Raw genomic sequence first — 16,492 nt, forward strand, 5'->3', positions numbered from 1 at the left:
TATGCCTGTGACACAACCCCTGTTCGGGCCTCTCTATACCGCGAGATTACTGATGAAACGACTCCCACTGCTTGCTCTGCCCCTGCTGCTGGCTGCCTGTGCTACCAGCCAGCCACCAGTATCCCCCCCACTGGCGACCCTCTATGACTATCAGTTGAGTAATTCGCAGCAGGAAACCCTGACTCTGGATCAGGCCACTGCCCGTCTCACGGAGGCCGACATCATTCTGGTGGGCGAACTGCACACCCACCCAGCCATTCACCTGTTGCAGTCACAGCTGCTGAGCGCCCTGTATCAGCAAGCAGAGCAACACGGACGGGGGCTAACCCTCTCCATGGAGCAGTTCAGCCGGGCCGATCAAGCGACCCTTGATGCCTATCTGGCAGGCAAGATCGGTGAAGCTGCGCTGATCCGCGCAGGGCATGCCTGGCCCAACTACCCGAGCGACTATCGCCCGCTGGTGGAGTTCGCCAAGACGCACCGCATGTCGGTGATCGCCGCCAACGCCCCCAAACCGCTGGTGAGCTGTGTCGGTCAGGAAGGAGTCGCCTGGTTAGACAAGTTGCCCACCTCACGTCGCAGCCAGCTGGCCCGCCAACTGACACTGGGTGATGACCCCTATCGCCAGAAGTTCATGGCCTCCATGCACCACGGCGATGCCGACAGCAACGCCCGCCGTTTCGCCGCCCAGACCAGCTGGGACGACACCATGGCCGAGAGCATGGTGGATTATCTCGCCAAGCACCCGGGCCAGCAGATCATGCATATCGCCGGTAATTTCCATGTAGAGGGGGGGCTCGGGATCGCCAGTCGCATCGCCAGCCGCAATCCGGCACTCAAGGTGGCATTGGTAGTCCCGCAAACCGGGGAAGAGACAGCCCCGGGCCGAGCCGCCGATGTAACCGTAAAGATGATGCCGCTCCCCGAACGCTGGCAAAACAGTGCCGAGATGAAGCAAGATATGGGCGCGCTGCATCAATCCCGCAGCCGTGACTGCAGCCAGTGGCTGCAACCCTAATCATCAAGGAAACGGCGGGTACAATATGGATGTGTTACTGATCATCGATGTGCAGCAAGGGGTCATGAAGGAGACCCATCATCAACAACAGCAAGTGCTGGCCAATATCAATCGGGCTGCGGCCCATGTCAGGCAACAACAGGGGCGAGTCATCTATATCCAGCATGATGATCTGCCGGGTGGCGAACTGGAGCCCGGCACCCCGGGTTGGCAGTTGCACAGTATGCTGCAGCCAGCCAAGAGCGATAGCCGGGTACGCAAGAGCGCATGTGACAGCTTCCTCGACACCGAGCTCGCGTTTCTGCTGGCAGAACAGCCGGTCGACAGGCTTATCCTCTGCGGCAGCAACACCGATTTCTGCGTCGATACCACGGTGCGCAGCGCAGCCTCTCATGGCTTCGAGGTGTTCGTATTGAGCGATGCTCACTCCACCGCCAATCGCCCTCACCTTGGCGCCCCCCAGATCATCGAGCATCACAACTGGATATGGCGCAATCTCGACCTGCCGAATGGGCGCAGTGTGACCCTGCTCACCACCGACGAGCTGCTGGCAGTAACACCCGTTGGGCAGCCATGTTAATCTGGCGCCCTCGCTTAGTTTCTCACCGGAGTCTTGCCGTGCGCCTGTTGCCCGCCACCCTGTTGCTGCTCTTTCCCCTGCTGTCGGCCTGCTCCAGCTTGCCTGGCCAGAAGTATGACGGGCCCGAGCCCCTCTTCCTGACCCATATCAACGAGGAGGGGAGCAAGCGCTTCACCTTTGAAGCCGCGCCCAACGATACCCTGCCGCGCGGCCTCTCTGCCGCCCAGAGCCAGCGCCTGCTGGAGCTGCGGGAAGCATTGCAGGAGAACCTGCTGACCCAGACCCTCGCCAGCAAAAAGTACTGCCGGGAAGGGTACATAGTGCTGAGCCAGACCTCCTGGAAGGTGCGGGGTGAGTGCAACGAGACGGCAACCGCTGCCGATCGCAGCACCTTCCCCAACAAGGCCTCCTGGCAGGATTAAGCAATCCGGACGAGATAACGCAATAAAAAACGGGCAGCCAATTGGCTGCCCGTTTTGTTGTAATTGATGTCGTGCCGTCAGACCGGCGCATCGGCCGGGCTGGTGAGCTCGGCACCGTTGTCGATGCGCTTGTGCCCTTCCACCAGATGGACGAAGTCCACCAGCTCGTCACCGGAGACCGCAAACGCCTGGCCGAAGCCCTTGACGAACAGCCCCTGCTCCGGCTTGAGGCGGAACAGTTTGAAATCCTTGAGGTTGGAGAGCCCCTTGATGATCTCGCCAAAACGCCCCTCCAGCGCCGCCACAGCCTTGCTCCAGCGAGCGTCGTCACGGGCAACGACTTCAGCCACCGCATCAAAGGTCAGACGCTTGCGGGCAAACAGCTCGCGGGCACCACTCTCATCCTCGATCAGCATCAGGGATACCCGGGGTACCTGTTGCAGATTGCGGGCATGGCGGGCGATCTCGGAGATCAGCACATAGTAACCATCTTCCTGAAGCACGAACGGTGCATAGCTGGCGTTGGGATTGCCTTGGCTGTCGACGGTGGCGAGCTGCAGGGTACGGCAGCTGTCGCGAAACTCGCGGATCTCCGGTTGCAGGCGGTTCTGCAGACGCTCCTGACGTTCACTCATGCTTTTACTTCCTCTTGAGACGGGTGGCGCAGGGCCATAAAACGGGTGACCTGATCGGCAAGCAACTGACGCTTCTCGTCGCGGCCGAGATAAACCTTGAAGATGCAACGACCGGAGTGGCCGAAGAACTGGAAGGAGTGTCCCTCCTTGCCCATGAACAGCTTGCTGACCAGCGCAATCCCCGCCACGTTGTCGAGCTTGAGGTGACCGTGCAGCTCACCGTCGCGCCCCATCAGGTTGTAGTAGCCACGCGCATCTTTCCCCTTCGGGAACGGCGCCTTCACTTCGAAGATGGAACCTTCCGACTCGACGATGGTGGTTACCGGGCCCCAGTCGGCCAGATCTTCCAGCAGAGCTTGTGCGCGATCGGCTGGCAACAGGGTCACCAGCTCCGCGGGCAGCTGGCGAACCACCTCCCACTCGCTGACGGCCAGCTGGGTCGCAATGGTTGAAGGGTGAGCGCTGGGATCCTGCTCCAGCATCTCCTGAATGCGTTGTGCAATGCTCATCGTTTCTCCCTCGGCGAGGCACCCGCCTCGCTGTTTATCATGGCGGCTACTCTAATAAAGCACCAGAATCAATGCAATTGATAATTGCTATCATTCTCAGTGCATTTTATTCAAACCCTTGATATTCTCGGCGGCACACCCGTTTCACCCTACTGTCGGAGGTTAGCATGGGCCGTCCTCTTGCCCTCGCACTCACCCTGCTGAGCAGCTCTCTGCTCCCCCTGTTCACTCATGCTGCCGCAGCGCCCAATACCCGCATCGTCAGTATTGGCCCGGCCACCACTGAACTTATTCTGGCGCTCGGTGGCGACGATCGCCTCGTTGCGACCGATGTCAGCAGCCCCTTGCCAAAAGGGTTGCCCAAGGTGGGCTATCAGCGCGCACTGGCAGCCGAAGGGATCCTCAGTCTGGCACCAACTCTGGTGGTCGGCAGCGACGAGATGGGGCCTGCACCAACCCTCGATCAGCTGCGCCGTGCCGGGGTCAAGGTAGAAGTGCTGGAAACAGCACCGACTCTGGCCAACCTCAATGAGCGTATTGATACCCTGGCCAGCCTGCTGGATGACAAGGGCGCGGGCGAGCAGCTCAAACAGCAGATCCAGAGCCAGACCGAGCAGCTGGCGGCACAAGCCAAACTGAACAAGCCGCTCAAGGTTGCCTTTTTGCTGCTGCACAAGGGGCAACCGGTGAGCATTGCCGGGGGCGACACCACCGCCGGCGCCCTGCTTACGCTGGCTGGCGGCACCAATACCGCAGCCACGCTGCGCAACTACAAACCCGTCTCCGCCGAATCCCTTATCGAGATGCAGCCCGATCTGGTGCTGGTCAGCGGCCGCGACTGGCAACGCTATGCCGACCCGGCCCAGGTGCAGGCCGAAGTCCCCGCACTGGCCGCCACCCCGGCCGGCAAGCGCAACGCCATTCACGCCATCGACGGTCACGCCCTGCAAGGGGGCCTGAGCCTCAACTCCCTGCAGCAGGCGAACCAGATCGCCCAGTGGCTCAAACAGGGGTCATGATGCGCTTGCCACTCCCCTGGCTGCTGGCCCTCACCACGGCAGCGCTCGCCCTGCTGCTGCTCGGTTCACTGGCAACCGGGCCGATGGCACTCACCCTGAGCGAGAGCCTGCGCGCGCTCTATGCCGGACAGGGGAGCGGAATTGCGGCCCACAAGCTTTTGATCGTGCAGGAGATTAGGCTCCCTCGTACCCTGCTCTGCATCGCGGTCGGCGGGATCCTCGGGCTCTGTGGCGCCGTGATGCAGGGGCTGTTTCGCAACCCCCTTGCTGACCCCGGCATCATAGGGGTCTCCGGCGGCGCGGCGCTCGGAGCGGCCTTGGCCATCGTGCTGCTGGCTCCCCTCGGTGAATCGCCGCAACAGCAGCTCGGCATCGGGCTATTGCCGCTGCTCGCCTTTCTCGGCGGAGCGCTGACCACCACTCTGGTCTATCTGCTCGGCACCCGGGAGGGGGGCACCTCGGTGACCGTCATGCTGCTGGCCGGGGTCGCCATCACGGCGCTCTCGGGCGCGGTGATCGGCCTGCTCAGCTATCTCGCCGACGATCAGATGCTGCGGGATCTCAGCCTCTGGCAGATGGGCACCCTGGCCGCCGGCAAACCTGCCGACATGGTGCTGGCGCTGCTTATGCTGGCGGCCCTGCTGTGGCTCTTTATGCGCGATGCCAATCCCCTCAACGCCCTGCTGCTCGGCGAAGGGGAAGCCCGTCATCTGGGGATCGATGTGCAGGCGCTCAAGCGCCGCATGATTCTGCTCACCGCCGCCGGTGTCGGCGTGGCGGTGGCCGTCGCCGGCATGATTGGGTTTGTCGGGCTGGTAGTGCCCCATCTGGTGCGCCTGCTGGCCGGCCCCAACCATGTCAGACTGCTTCCCCTCTCCGCCCTGATGGGAGCAGCCCTGCTGCTGGGAGCCGACATGCTGGCGCGCACCCTGCTGGCCCCGGCCGAGCTGCCGGTCGGCATCATTACCGCCCTGCTCGGAACCCCCTTTTTCATCTGGCTGCTAATCAAGAGCCGCCGCGCGCTTTAACACGGATTGCTATGGAACGATTTGCCTCCCCCCTGCTGACCTGCTCCCGGCTGAGCCTGCGCCGTGGCCAGCGCCAGATCCTGGATGGGCTCGATCTCGCTCTGCACAGCGGCACCCTGACCGCCCTGCTCGGCCCCAACGGAGCGGGCAAGAGCACCCTGCTAAAATGCCTGACCGGTGAGCTGTCCCATGAAGGCACCATCACCCTGTTTGGCCGGGAGCGTCAGCTGTGGGATAGCAGCCAGCTGGCCCACCGGCTCGGGGTGCTGCCGCAGAGCTCGTCGCTCAACTTCCCCTTTCTCTGTGAAGAGGTGGTGGCCATGGGACGCCTGCCCCACAGCGAACCCGCTCGCCGCAAGGAGGAGATAGTGGCCGCCGCCATGGCCCATGCGGGGGTCGAACATCTGGCCAAACGGCTCTATCCCGGGCTCTCCGGCGGCGAGCGGCAGCGAGTGCAGTTTGCCCGGGTACTGGCCCAGATCTGGCAAGCCCCTGATTCACCCGAGCAATCGGAACAACCACGGCTGCTGCTGCTCGATGAGCCCACTTCGGCCCTCGATCTGAAATATCAGCACCAGCTGCTGGCTATGGCCCGGGCGCTGGCCAGCAGCAACACCGCCGTGCTGGTGGTGCTGCACGATCTCAATCTGGCGGCCCGCTATGCCGACCGGCTGGTGATGCTGGAACGGGGTAAACTGATGGCTGATGGCACACCGGGCGAAGTGCTCACCCCCGAGCTTATCTCCCGCCTCTACGGCTATCCGGCTCAGGTGCTCCACCATCCAGAAAGCGGCCTGCCGATGGTGGTGTAGGGGATTGGAAAACTGTCGTCCCTTACCGCAACTCGGGCCGAAGTGACCTGATTTACCCCGAGTCATACAGGCCAGCCAATATTCATCATCGACCCAAACTGGCTGTGAATAGCCTCACACTTTGGCCAGACAAACATCCCGTAGTTTTGAGCGATCTCTATAATGGCGCAGCCTCACAGAAGGCATAACTCATTGATGCTACGGAATAATTGCAATGAAAAATATCAACAAGACCCTACTGGCCGCCGCCATTTCCCTCGGGATGCTGGCAGGCTGCAACAGTGATACCGACAACAACGAAGCAAAGGCTCCCAACTCCATGGTCCGTTTTGCCACCTTCAACCTCTCCTTTGACCGCGATAACGCTGGCGAACTGACCGGTGAGCTGGCACTGACCCGCTCCGCACAGGATGAGCTGCTGACCCAGCTTACCGAAGGTCGCCTGAGTGGCGCTGCAGAAATCAAAGCCAAACGCGTACAGCAGATCCGCAATGTCGCGGAAATAATCCAGCGCACCCGCCCGGATGTCTTCCTGCTCAACGAATTCGACAACGATGGCAAAGGTGAAAACACCGCCGACCTGAAAGCCTTCAATGACAACTATCTGGCCCATGCCCAGCGCGATGGAGTAACCGCCATCAGCTATCCGGTGCTGCAAAACTTCGCCACCAATACCGGTCTGATGAGCGGTTATGACCTCAACCTCGACGGCAAGGTCAACAACGGCCCCGATGATGCCTGGGGCTTTGGCAACTACCACGGCCAGTACGCCTTTGCGGTGATGTCCAAATATCCCATCGACACCAAGCAGATCCGCACCTTCCAGAACTTCAAGTGGAAGGATATGCCGGGCGAGAAGAACCCCGTCATCGATGACTGCAAAAAGCTGTTCGACAAGAACGGGGTCAAAAACCCATATCGTGAATGCGGCGATGCCTGGTATGCCGATGAGGTGTGGCAGAAGTACCCGCTATCTTCCAAGAACCACGCCGATGTGCCGGTGCGGATAAAAACTGAGAAGGGGGAAGAGGTGATCCACTTCCTGATCTCCCACCCGACTCCGCCGATTTTTGCCAACGCAGCGCGTCACACCGTCAAGCACAACCGCGCCGAGATCGCCTTCTGGAACGACTACGTCAAGGGTCTCAACTACATGACCGATGACAAGGGCACCAAGGGTGGACTGGCCAAAAACGCCAAGTTTGTTATCGCCGGCGATCTCAATGCCGATCCGCTCACTGGCGACGGTGACCTGACTGCCATTCAGGATCTGCTGAACAACCCGCTGATGAATCAGGCCATCACCAATGGCACCCTGATCCCGGTCAGCGAAGGAGGCCCGGAGTGTGTCAGCAAGGGGACCGACTGCAAACGCAACCTCAATCGTCCCAACCCGGAGCGGATCACCAACACCAGCGTGCTGCAGCTGGATCACGTCATCCCCTCAGCGAATCTCAACGCAGTGAAGAGTGGTGTCTACTGGCCGGCCAGCTTCGAGGCGGGTTACCACCTGGTCTATGATGCGAAACTCGGCATCGCCAAGGGAGTCAGTTCGGATCACCGTATGGTCTGGGTCGATCTGAAACTCGATTGAGCTACCCACTGACCGTCAATTCGGGGGCCTTCTGGCCCCCTTTTTGTGCCCGCCATATCACCTCGTCTGCCGCCAGCTCAGACTCCATGCTGAGTAACCAGACAGTTACCGCCCGCCACTACGGCAGACGATTCGGCAAATCGTGCGCTACGCCACCATTCCGATACCCCTGCCTTGCAAGGGGGTATGGGGTTTGCTAATACTCCGCGTCCATTAAATGACCAACCATTACCGGGGCAATGAGCCGTGGCGTTTGAACAATTCACTCTGGTGATCTCGCTGTTCCAGCAGCTCTGCGTCTATCTGGTGATCGCCTGGCTGCTCTCCAAGACGCCGCTGTTCATGCCCCTCACTCAGGTGACCCTGAGCTGGCCCCACAAGATCCTCTGCTACCTCATCTTCTCCGGCTTCTGCGTCATGGGTACCTACTTTGGCCTCAGGGTCGAGGACTCCATCGCCAATACCCGCGCCATCGGCGCCGTGCTGGGGGGCATAGTCGGCGGCCCGGTGGTGGGGCTGCTGGTAGGGCTCACCGGCGGCATTCATCGCTACTCGCTGGGGGGCTTCACCGCGCTGGCCTGCACCTTCTCCACTATCGCCGAGGGGCTGCTCGGCGGACTGGTGCACCGCCACTTCGTCGCCCGCCACCGGCTCGATCTGCTGTTCAGCCCCTGGGTGGTGGGCTCGGTGGCCCTCATCGCCGAGCTGATGCAGATGGGGATCATTCTGCTAGTGGCCCGCCCGTTTGACGACGCCGTCCACCTTATCGAGAACATCATAGCCCCCATGCTGGTAGCCAATACCCTGGGGGCCGCCATGTTCATGCGGATGATCCTCGATCACCGCGCCATGCTGGAGAAATACTCGGTCGCCTTCTCTGCCCGCGCCCTCAAGATCGCCGAGCGGGCGATGCGGGTGCTGGACAAGGGCTTCACCCAGCAGGCGTGTCAACAGATGGCGCGCATCCTCTACGAGGAGACCGGGGTCGGCGCGGTGGCCATCACCGATCGGGAGAAGCTGCTCGCCTTTATCGGCATCGGCGAGGATCACCACCTGCCGGGCACCGCCATCAACTCGGCCCACACTTTCAAGGCGATCCAGCACAACGAGGTGGTCTATGCCGACGGCAACCTCATCCCCTACAGCTGCAACCTGCATCCCCAGTGTCGGCTCGGCTCCTCGCTGGTCATTCCGCTGCGGGGGGAAGAAGGGTCGGTGGTTGGTACCATCAAACTCTACGAGCCCAAGCGCAAGTTCTTCTCCTCCATCAACCGCACCCTGGGAGAGGGGATTGCCCGGCTGCTCTCCGGCCAGATCCTAGCGGGCAAATACAACGAGCAGAAGCGACTGCTGGCCCAGTCGGAGATCAAGCTGTTGCAGGCGCAGATCAACCCGCACTTCCTGTTCAACGCCCTCAACACCCTGTCGGCGGTGATCCGGCGCGATCCCGAAAGCGCCCGCACCCTGGTGCACAATCTCTCCACCTTCTTTCGCAAGAACCTCAAACGCCAGGGGGACGAGGTGACCCTGGCCGACGAGCTGGAGCATGTGAACGCCTATCTGCACATCGAACAGGCCCGCTTCGCCGAGCACCTGAGCGTGCAGATCCATATTCCCGAGTCGCTGCTGGAGTACCGGCTGCCCACCTTCTCCCTGCAACCCATCGTCGAGAACGCGGTCAAGCACGGCATCTCCCAGATGTTCGAACCCGGCCTGCTGACCCTGACCGCCCGGATTGAGGCGCAGCGGGTGTTGCTGGAGGTGTGCGACAACGCCGGGCTCTACCAGACGAAACAGGAGGGGAGCGGCCTTGGCATGAACATAGTGGATCGGCGCATCAAGGCCCGTTACGGCGCCGAGTATGGGGTCGCCATCGACTGCGTCCCCCATCAATCAACCCGGGTGAGGATCACCCTTCCCCTGCAGGAGAGCCCATGCTGACCGCCCTGATCGTTGACGATGAACCCCTCGCCCGCGAGGAGCTGCGCCTGTTGCTGGAGCAGGCGGGCAATATCCGCCTGCTGGGAGAGTGCGCCCACGCCATGGAGGCGCTGCCCGCCATCCACCGCCTCAAACCCGACCTGCTGTTTCTCGACATCCAGATGCCGCGCATCAACGGGCTGGAGCTGGTGAGCATGCTGGACCCGGACTTGCGCCCCCACATCGTCTTCATCACCGCCTACGACGAGTTTGCTCTGCGCGCGTTTGAGGAGAACGCCCTCGACTACCTGCTCAAACCGGTCACTGCAGAGCGGATGAACAAGGCACTGGAACGCATCAACCGGCTGCTTTCGCCAAAAGGTGAACTGGCTGGTCAACCGCTGCCGGATCCGACCCGCATCGCCCAGCCCCTGCGCAGCATCCCCTGCAGCGGCCACAACCGGATTCTGCTGCTGCCTCTTGGCGAGGTGGAGTTCATCCACAGCGATCTCACCGGCAACCGGGTGATCAGCGGCCAGCAGCAGGGCACCACCGAGCTGACCCTGCGCACCCTGGAGGAGAAGACCGGCTTCGTGCGCTGTCACCGCCAGTACCTGCTCAACCCGGGCCAGATCCGCGAAATCCTGCTGCTGGAGGGCGGGCTGGCGGAAGTGGTGACTCAGGGCGGCCACAAGGTGCCGGTGAGCCGCCGCTACCTCAAGCCCCTCAAGGAGCTGTTGGAGATCCCCTGAGGGGGCGGGCCACTCACCCCGCCCCCCTGCCCGTTACCACTCACCCGCTTGCCACGCCCGCCGGTTCATCCCTCAAACCGCTCGGGGCCGCTTTTCTGCCGCTCGCGGGCAGCCCTCTGCCACTGACCTTTTCTGCACTCCCCTTTCCCTGTCGCCTGCGTAAAGTGCAGCCTGAGCCCGGCCAGATTGGCCACAGGAAAAGGAAACTCCCCCATGCAACACGCAATCACTTTTGTCATTGCGGCCCTCTGTATCCTCGCCATTGCATATCGCCTCTACGGCGTGTTCTTTGTGCGCAAGGTGCTGCAGGCTGACGACAAGCAAGTCACCCCCTCCCACCAGCTGGAAGATGGCAAGAACTATGTGCCAACCAACAAGTGGGTCAACTTCGGCCAGCACTTCGCGGCCATCGCCGCCGCCGGCCCGCTGGTCGGCCCGGTACTGGCCGCCCAGTACGGTTACCTGCCAAGCTTTCTCTGGCTGCTGATCGGCTGCGTCATCGGCGGTGCTGTGCATGACACAGTCGTGCTGTTCGCCTCCATGAAGCATCAGGGCAAGTCCCTCTCCGAGGTGGCCAAGGCCGAGCTTGGCCCCATCGCCGGCTGGTGTACCGGCCTTGCGATGCTCTTCATCATCACCATCACCATGGCGGGTCTCTCCATGGTGGTGGTGCACGCGCTGGAGCGTAACGCCTGGGGCGTGTTTGCCGTCTTCATGACCATCCCCATCTCCATGGTGGTGGGGATCTGGCACAAGCTGACCGGTAACCTGCAAGCCGCCTCCTGGGTGGGCTTCATCGCCGTGCTGGCCTGCGTCTTCTTCGGCCCCTACGTGCAGGAGAGCGCCTTCGGTGCCTGGCTGACCCTGCGTGCCGAGACCATCAGTCTGGCACTGCCCATCTACGCCTTCTTCGCCACCGCGTTGCCGGTCTGGCTGCTGCTCACCCCGCGCGGCTACATCTCCAGCTTTATGAAGATCGGCGTGTTCGGCGCGCTGGTGATCGGTGTCATCTGCATCAACCCGGAGATCCAGTTCCCCGCCATGACCCAGTTCGTCCACGGCGGCGGCCCGGTACTGGGCGGCCCGGTCTGGCCATTTATCTCAATCACCATCGCCTGTGGCGCCATCTCCGGCTTCCACGCCTTTATCGGTTCCGGCACCACCCCGAAACTGGTGGACAAGTGGAACGACATCCTGCCGGTCGCCTTCGGTGCCATGCTGGCCGAGTGCGTGGTGGGCGTGATGGCGCTGATCGCTGCCACAGCCCTGCACCCGGCTGACTACTTCGCCATCAACGCCACCCCGGAAGCCTTCGCCAAACTGGGGATGCAGGTGGTGGATCTGCCGTTCCTCTCCCAGGAGATCGGCATGGACCTGAACGGCCGCACCGGCGGCGCCGTCACCCTGGCGGTGGGCATGTCCTACATCTTCACCAAGGTGCCCTGGTTCAGTAACCTCGCCTCCTACTTCTTCCAGTTCGTGGTGATGTTCGAAGCGGTGTTCATCCTGACCGCCGTTGACTCCGGTACCCGGGTCTCCCGCTACCTCATTCAGGACTTCTTCGGCGAGTTCTACCCGCCCCTCAAACGCATCGACTGGATGCCGGGTGCCATCGGCGCCAGCGTACTCGCCTGCGTGATGTGGGGTTACCTGCTGATGTCCGGTGATATCGGATCTGTGTGGGCGCTGTTCGGGGTATCGAACCAGCTGATGGCCTCGGTGGGCCTCATCATCGGTGCCACCATCATCTTGCGACTGGCCAGCAAGCGCCGCTACATGCTGACCTGCCTGATCCCGCTGGCCTACCTGTTCGTCACCGTCAACTACGCCGCCTACTGGATGATGAGCAACGTCTACTTCAACTCGGCCGCCAAGGGCTACAACCCGATGAACGGCATCATCTCCCTCATCATGCTGGTGCTGGGGATGCTGATCCTGCTCTCTGCCCTGCGCAAGTGGAGCGAGTTGTGGAAGCTGCGCCAGCAGCCCTCCTACAAGGTGGTCGAGGCAACCGCCTCCTGATCATCCCGACCATGACCAAGGCCCCGCACAAGCGGGGCCTCTGTTTATGTGGTGATTTTCATGCGGACTCATTGAGGAACAACTCATTAATGAGCCCCCCGATCACAGAACCGTCTATCCGAAAGTGGTAGTATGCCCGCTCCTGTCACCCTGCTGGCCGACGGCAAACCGGGGTGGCCTCTCCTCCGCTTTCACTTTTTGAGGAACGATTTGATGGAACTGCTTCTGCTTAGCAACGGTAAAGCCAACGAATTTCCGGGTCTGCTCGGCTGGGCCCGGGATCGGGTTCAAAGCCTGCTCGCGCGCAAACAGGTCAAGCGCATCCTGCTCATCCCCTACGCGGTGATCCGCAGCGACTGGGATGCCCGTGCCAACGAGCTGCAGGAGAGTCTGGGAGTCGATGCCATCAGCATCCACCACTTCGATGATCCGGTTGATGCCATCAATCAGGCGGACGCCATCTTTATCAGCGGCGGCAACACCTGGCGCCTCAACCAGATGCTGCATGAAAACGGCCTGATCGTGCCGATCCAGCGTGCCGTGCGCGAGCGGGGTGTCCCCTATGTGGGCTGGAGCGCCGGTTGCAACGTGGCGACCCCGAGCATCCGTACCACCAACGACATGCCGGTTTGCAGCGCCGCCGTACTGCCGGCGCTGGGCCTGTTCCCGCTGCAGATCAACCCGCACTATCTGGACGCCAGCATCAGCGGCCACATGGGCGAGACCCGCGACGAGCGTCTGGCCGAGTTCTGCGCCATCAACCCGAGCGAGCACGTGGTGGCCCTGCGTGAAGCGAGCCTGCTGCAAATCACCGGAGAAAACGGCAGCGAGCGTCTGGAGTACTGGAGCGCACGCGAGCAGGACTTCAAGATCTTCAAACACGGTCAGGAGCCGCAAGCCTTTATGGACGCAACCCCGCTGGCCGAACTGACCCCCTTCAAGGTCGGTTGAGCCACGCAGAGCGCCGTGCCACTGACAAGCGGATAGCTCGCGAAACCGTAAAAACAAAAGAGGGATGGCTCAATGCCATCCCTCTTTTTTATCGTCATCTTTCAGCTGGTTGCAGCCTGCTTACTCACCCTGCAGGGTCACCAGCACCTTACGGGCGCCGCCATCGACACGATGCTCACCAAGCCAGATCCCCTGCCAGGTGCCGAGCGCCAGCTGACCATCGCGGATCGGCAGCTGCAGGCTCACCCCGAGCAGGGAGGATTTGATGTGGGCGGGCATGTCATCCGGCCCCTCATAGGTGTGGCGATAGTAGGGGGCATCCTCCGGCGCCAGCCGGTGCAGATGGGCCTCCATATCGCTGCGCACGCTGGGGTCGCAATTCTCGTTGAGGGTGAGCGAGGCGGAGGTGTGTTGCAGCAGCAGGTGCGCCATGCCAATCCGGTAATCCGCCAGCATCGGCAGCTTGGCCACCAGCTCGTCGGTCACCAGATGAAAGCCCCGCGAACGGGGCTTCAGAGTCAGCAGGCACTGCTGCCACATCAGACGTACTCCATAAAGACGCGGGAGGTGAGCTTGGTGATGAGCTCGTAGGGGATGGTGCCAATCTCATCGGCCACCCGCTCCACCGGCAACCCCTCGCCCCACAGTACCGCCTCGTCGCCGGGCTTGTCGGTCGCGCCCGGGCCCAGATCGACAGTGCTCATATCCATGGAGACACGCCCCACCAGCGGCACGATGCGGCCGTTGACCAGCACGGATGTGCCGTTGGGCGCCATGCGCGGATAGCCGTCACCGTAGCCGATGGCGATCACGCCGAGGCGAGTATCGCGATCCGCCACCCAGTTGGCACCGTAGCCCACCGGCTCGCCCGCCTTGTGATCCCGCACCGCAATCAGCTGGGTCTTCAAGGTCATCACCGGCTGCAAATCGTAATCGGCTGCCACCGTGTTGGGGAATGGCGACACGCCATAGAGGATGACACCGGGGCGCACCCAGTCGCAGTGGGAGTCCGGCCAGGCCAGAATGCCCGCCGAGTTGGCCATGGCCCGCTCGCCCAGGAGCGGCGCGGTCAACTTGCTGAACAAGTCGATCTGCTCGCGGGTGGTGGGCTGCTCCAGCTCATCGGAGCGGCTGAAGTGGGTCATGATGTTGAACGGCTGCACCACGTTCTTGCACTTAGCAAGGCGCTCGATAAAGGCAGGCATTTCGTCGGCCCGTACCCCGAGCCGATGCATACCGGTGTCGAGCTTGAGCCAGGCCACCACAGGGGCTGGCAGCTCGGCCTGCTCCAGCGCTTCGAGCTGTTCCCAGGTGTGAACCGCCGTCTGCAGGTTGTTGGCCGCCAGCACCGGCAGATCGTCGGCGGAGAAGAAGCCCTCCAGCAGCACGATGGGTTTGACCACGGCGCAGGAGCGCAGCATCAGCGCCTCTTCGATACGGGCCACCGCGTAGGCATCCGCATCCACCAGGGTGCGGGCGACCGGCAGCAGTCCGTGGCCATAGGCGTTGGCCTTGACCACAGCGATGATCTTGCAAGCGGGAGCGTGGCGCTTGACCACGGCTAGGTTGTGGCGCAAGGCCGCAGTGTTGATTTGGGCAGTAGCCGCTTTCATGGTTTTCCCTTACGAGGGCACAAATGGTCTCCCCCTCATCGGGCAGAAGACCGCCACTCACTTATCGTCGTCGAAGGCCGGACCGGCATAATTGTCGAACCGGGAAAACAGGCCCTGAGCGGCAGCCAATGACTGGCTATCGATCAGGGCAGTCGTGGTAATGACGAAATCGCCATCACCTTGGGTTTACATCAATAATCGTCGTCAAACGCCGGGCCGGCGTAGTTGTCGAACCGGGAGAACTGCCCCTGGAAGGTGAGACGCACTCTTCCGATGGGGCCGTTACGCTGCTTGCCGATGATGATCTCGGCAATCCCCTTGTCAGGGCTGTCATCGTGATAAACCTCATCACGATAGATAAACATGATCAAGTCCGCATCCTGCTCGATGGAGCCCGATTCACGAAGATCCGAGTTGACCGGACGCTTGTCGGCCCGCTGTTCCAGACTTCGGTTGAGCTGGGAGAGCGCCACCACCGGGCACTGCAGCTCTTTGGCCAGCGCCTTGAGGGAGCGGGAGATTTCACCGATCTCCAGAGTCCGGTTGTCGGAGAGGCTGGGTACCCGCATCAGCTGCAGGTAGTCCACCATGATCATGCTGATGCCGCCGTTGTCCCGTGCCACCCGACGGGCGCGCGAGCGCACTTCGGTCGGGGTCAGGCCGGAGGAGTCATCGATATACATCTTGCCCTTCTCCAGCAGCAACCCCATGGTGGAGGAGAGACGGGCCCAATCCTCGTCGTCGAGCTGACCGGTACGCACCTTGGTCTGGTCGATACGACCCACCGAGGCGAGCATACGCATGATGATCTGCTCGGAGGGCATCTCCAGCGAGAAGATAAGCACCGGCTTGTCGGCGGTGAGGGCCGCATGCTCACAGAGGTTCATGGCAAAGGTGGTCTTGCCCATGGAGGGACGGGCGGCGACGATGACCAGATCCGAGCGCTGCAAACCGGCGGTCATCTTGTCCAGATCGTTGTAGCCCGAGGATACACCGGTCACCCCGTTGTGCGGGGTCTTGAACAGCTCTTCAATCTTGTCGACAGTCTGCTCGAGGATCAGCTTGAGCGGCTGGGGGCCTTCGTTGGCGCTGGTGCGCTGCTCGGCGATCTGGAATACCTTGCTCTCGGCCAGATCGAGCAGATCGTTGGAGGTTCGGCCCTGCGGCTCGTAGCCCGCTTCGACGATCTCGTTGGCGACAGAGATCATCTCCCGCACCACCGCCCGCTCGCGCACGATTTCGGCGTAGGCGTTGATGTTGGCGGCACTCGGGGTGTTCTTGGCGATCTCCACCAGATAGGCGAAGCCACCTGCCTCCTCCAGCTGTTCGGAACGCTCCAGCTCCTCCTGCAGGGTGATGAGGTCGATGGGGTTGCCCGCGTTGGAGAGGCGGGTCATGGCCTGGAAGATCAACCGGTGCGGACGGCTGTAGAAATCCTTGTCGATCACCCGCTCGGCGACCCGATCCCAGGCGTCGTTATCCAGCATCAGGCCGCCCAGTACGGACTGTTCGGCCTCAAAAGAGTGGGGGGGAACTTTCAGCTGTTGTGTCTTGGCGTCTTTTTTCGCCGTCACTTGCTCTGCCATACACATAAAAACCGCAGCGGGAAGGGGACGG

The 16,492-nt window shown here is 61.9% G+C and carries 16 protein-coding genes; 11 read left to right on the forward strand and 5 right to left on the reverse strand.

Annotation, left to right across the window (positions count from 1 at the left end; genetic code table 11):
• The first annotated feature begins 49 nt into the window (after positions 1-49).
• The 3 genes from I6L40_RS18590 to I6L40_RS18600 are packed head-to-tail and all read left to right on the forward strand — an operon-like array spanning position 50 to position 2,020.
• Positions 50-1,018, forward strand: coding sequence for a ChaN family lipoprotein (locus I6L40_RS18590; protein ID WP_071914694.1), 969 nt, complete (start codon positions 50-52; stop codon positions 1,016-1,018).
• Between the two features lie 25 nt (positions 1,019-1,043).
• Positions 1,044-1,598, forward strand: a complete 555-nt coding sequence (locus tag I6L40_RS18595) for a cysteine hydrolase family protein (RefSeq protein ID WP_071914614.1) — start codon at positions 1,044-1,046, stop codon at positions 1,596-1,598.
• 38 nt (positions 1,599-1,636) lie between these two features.
• Positions 1,637-2,020, forward strand: a complete 384-nt coding sequence (locus I6L40_RS18600) for a hypothetical protein (protein ID WP_071914615.1) — start codon at positions 1,637-1,639, stop codon at positions 2,018-2,020.
• Between the two features lie 77 nt (positions 2,021-2,097).
• Here the strand turns inward: I6L40_RS18600 and hutZ are convergent, their stop codons facing one another.
• Together hutZ and hutX are read right to left on the reverse strand one after the other, a co-directional pair.
• Positions 2,098-2,655 carry a heme utilization protein HutZ gene (hutZ, locus tag I6L40_RS18605; RefSeq protein WP_041210555.1) on the reverse strand — a complete coding sequence of 186 codons (558 nt, stop codon included), beginning with the start codon at positions 2,653-2,655 and terminating at the stop codon, positions 2,098-2,100.
• The gene (gene hutX / locus I6L40_RS18610) at positions 2,652-3,164 is read right to left on the reverse strand and encodes a heme utilization cystosolic carrier protein HutX (RefSeq protein WP_071914616.1); all 513 of its coding nucleotides are present in this window, start codon (positions 3,162-3,164) and stop codon (positions 2,652-2,654) included. Before hutX ends, hutZ begins: the two co-directional genes overlap by 4 nt.
• Positions 3,165-3,331: 167 nt before the next feature.
• On the opposite strand from hutX, the gene I6L40_RS18615 reads away from it, so the two are divergent.
• The 8 genes from I6L40_RS18615 to pepE all read left to right on the forward strand — a co-directional run bounded on the left by I6L40_RS18615 (position 3,332) and on the right by pepE (position 13,262).
• Entirely contained in the window at positions 3,332-4,183 is an 852-nt protein-coding gene (locus I6L40_RS18615) for a hemin ABC transporter substrate-binding protein (RefSeq protein WP_216994695.1), read from the forward strand.
• Positions 4,180-5,211, forward strand: a complete 1,032-nt coding sequence (locus I6L40_RS18620; protein ID WP_071914618.1) for an iron ABC transporter permease — start codon at positions 4,180-4,182, stop codon at positions 5,209-5,211. The genes I6L40_RS18615 and I6L40_RS18620 overlap by 4 nt, the downstream gene beginning before the upstream one ends.
• An 11-nt stretch (positions 5,212-5,222) precedes the next feature.
• Positions 5,223-6,023, forward strand: a complete 801-nt coding sequence (locus I6L40_RS18625) for a heme ABC transporter ATP-binding protein (protein ID WP_071914619.1) — start codon at positions 5,223-5,225, stop codon at positions 6,021-6,023.
• 214 nt (positions 6,024-6,237) lie between these two features.
• Positions 6,238-7,617 carry an endonuclease/exonuclease/phosphatase family protein gene (locus tag I6L40_RS18630; RefSeq protein ID WP_071914620.1) on the forward strand — a complete coding sequence of 460 codons (1,380 nt, stop codon included), beginning with the start codon at positions 6,238-6,240 and terminating at the stop codon, positions 7,615-7,617.
• A 246-nt stretch (positions 7,618-7,863) separates the two neighbouring features.
• Positions 7,864-9,558 carry a sensor histidine kinase gene (locus I6L40_RS18635; RefSeq protein WP_071914622.1) on the forward strand — a complete coding sequence of 565 codons (1,695 nt, stop codon included), beginning with the start codon at positions 7,864-7,866 and terminating at the stop codon, positions 9,556-9,558.
• Complete coding sequence (btsR, locus tag I6L40_RS18640) at positions 9,552-10,289, forward strand: two-component system response regulator BtsR (RefSeq protein WP_071914624.1); 738 nt, start codon at positions 9,552-9,554, stop codon at positions 10,287-10,289. The genes I6L40_RS18635 and btsR overlap by 7 nt, the downstream gene beginning before the upstream one ends.
• Before the next feature lie 213 nt (positions 10,290-10,502).
• Positions 10,503-12,311 carry a carbon starvation protein A gene (locus tag I6L40_RS18645; RefSeq protein ID WP_071914626.1) on the forward strand — a complete coding sequence of 603 codons (1,809 nt, stop codon included), beginning with the start codon at positions 10,503-10,505 and terminating at the stop codon, positions 12,309-12,311.
• 213 nt (positions 12,312-12,524) lie between these two features.
• On the forward strand, positions 12,525-13,262 hold the full coding sequence (pepE, locus tag I6L40_RS18650; RefSeq protein WP_071914629.1) for a dipeptidase PepE: 738 nt from the start codon (positions 12,525-12,527) through the stop codon (positions 13,260-13,262).
• Between the two features lie 120 nt (positions 13,263-13,382).
• On the opposite strand, the gene I6L40_RS18655 is transcribed toward pepE, so the two are convergent.
• From I6L40_RS18655 to dnaB, 3 genes are all read right to left on the reverse strand, one after another.
• The gene (locus I6L40_RS18655; RefSeq protein ID WP_058058222.1) at positions 13,383-13,802 is read right to left on the reverse strand and encodes a secondary thiamine-phosphate synthase enzyme YjbQ; all 420 of its coding nucleotides are present in this window, start codon (positions 13,800-13,802) and stop codon (positions 13,383-13,385) included.
• Positions 13,802-14,875, reverse strand: a complete 1,074-nt coding sequence (gene alr, locus I6L40_RS18660) for an alanine racemase (protein WP_043850337.1) — start codon at positions 14,873-14,875, stop codon at positions 13,802-13,804. Before alr ends, I6L40_RS18655 begins: the two co-directional genes overlap by 1 nt.
• A gap of 191 nt (positions 14,876-15,066) precedes the next feature.
• Complete coding sequence (gene dnaB / locus I6L40_RS18665; RefSeq protein ID WP_041210543.1) at positions 15,067-16,461, reverse strand: replicative DNA helicase; 1,395 nt, start codon at positions 16,459-16,461, stop codon at positions 15,067-15,069.
• Positions 16,462-16,492: the final 31 nt, after the last annotated feature.

The sequence above is a fragment of the Aeromonas sp. FDAARGOS 1410 genome, assembly GCF_019048745.1.
GTDB classification, from domain to species: Bacteria; Pseudomonadota; Gammaproteobacteria; order Enterobacterales; family Aeromonadaceae; genus Aeromonas; species Aeromonas jandaei.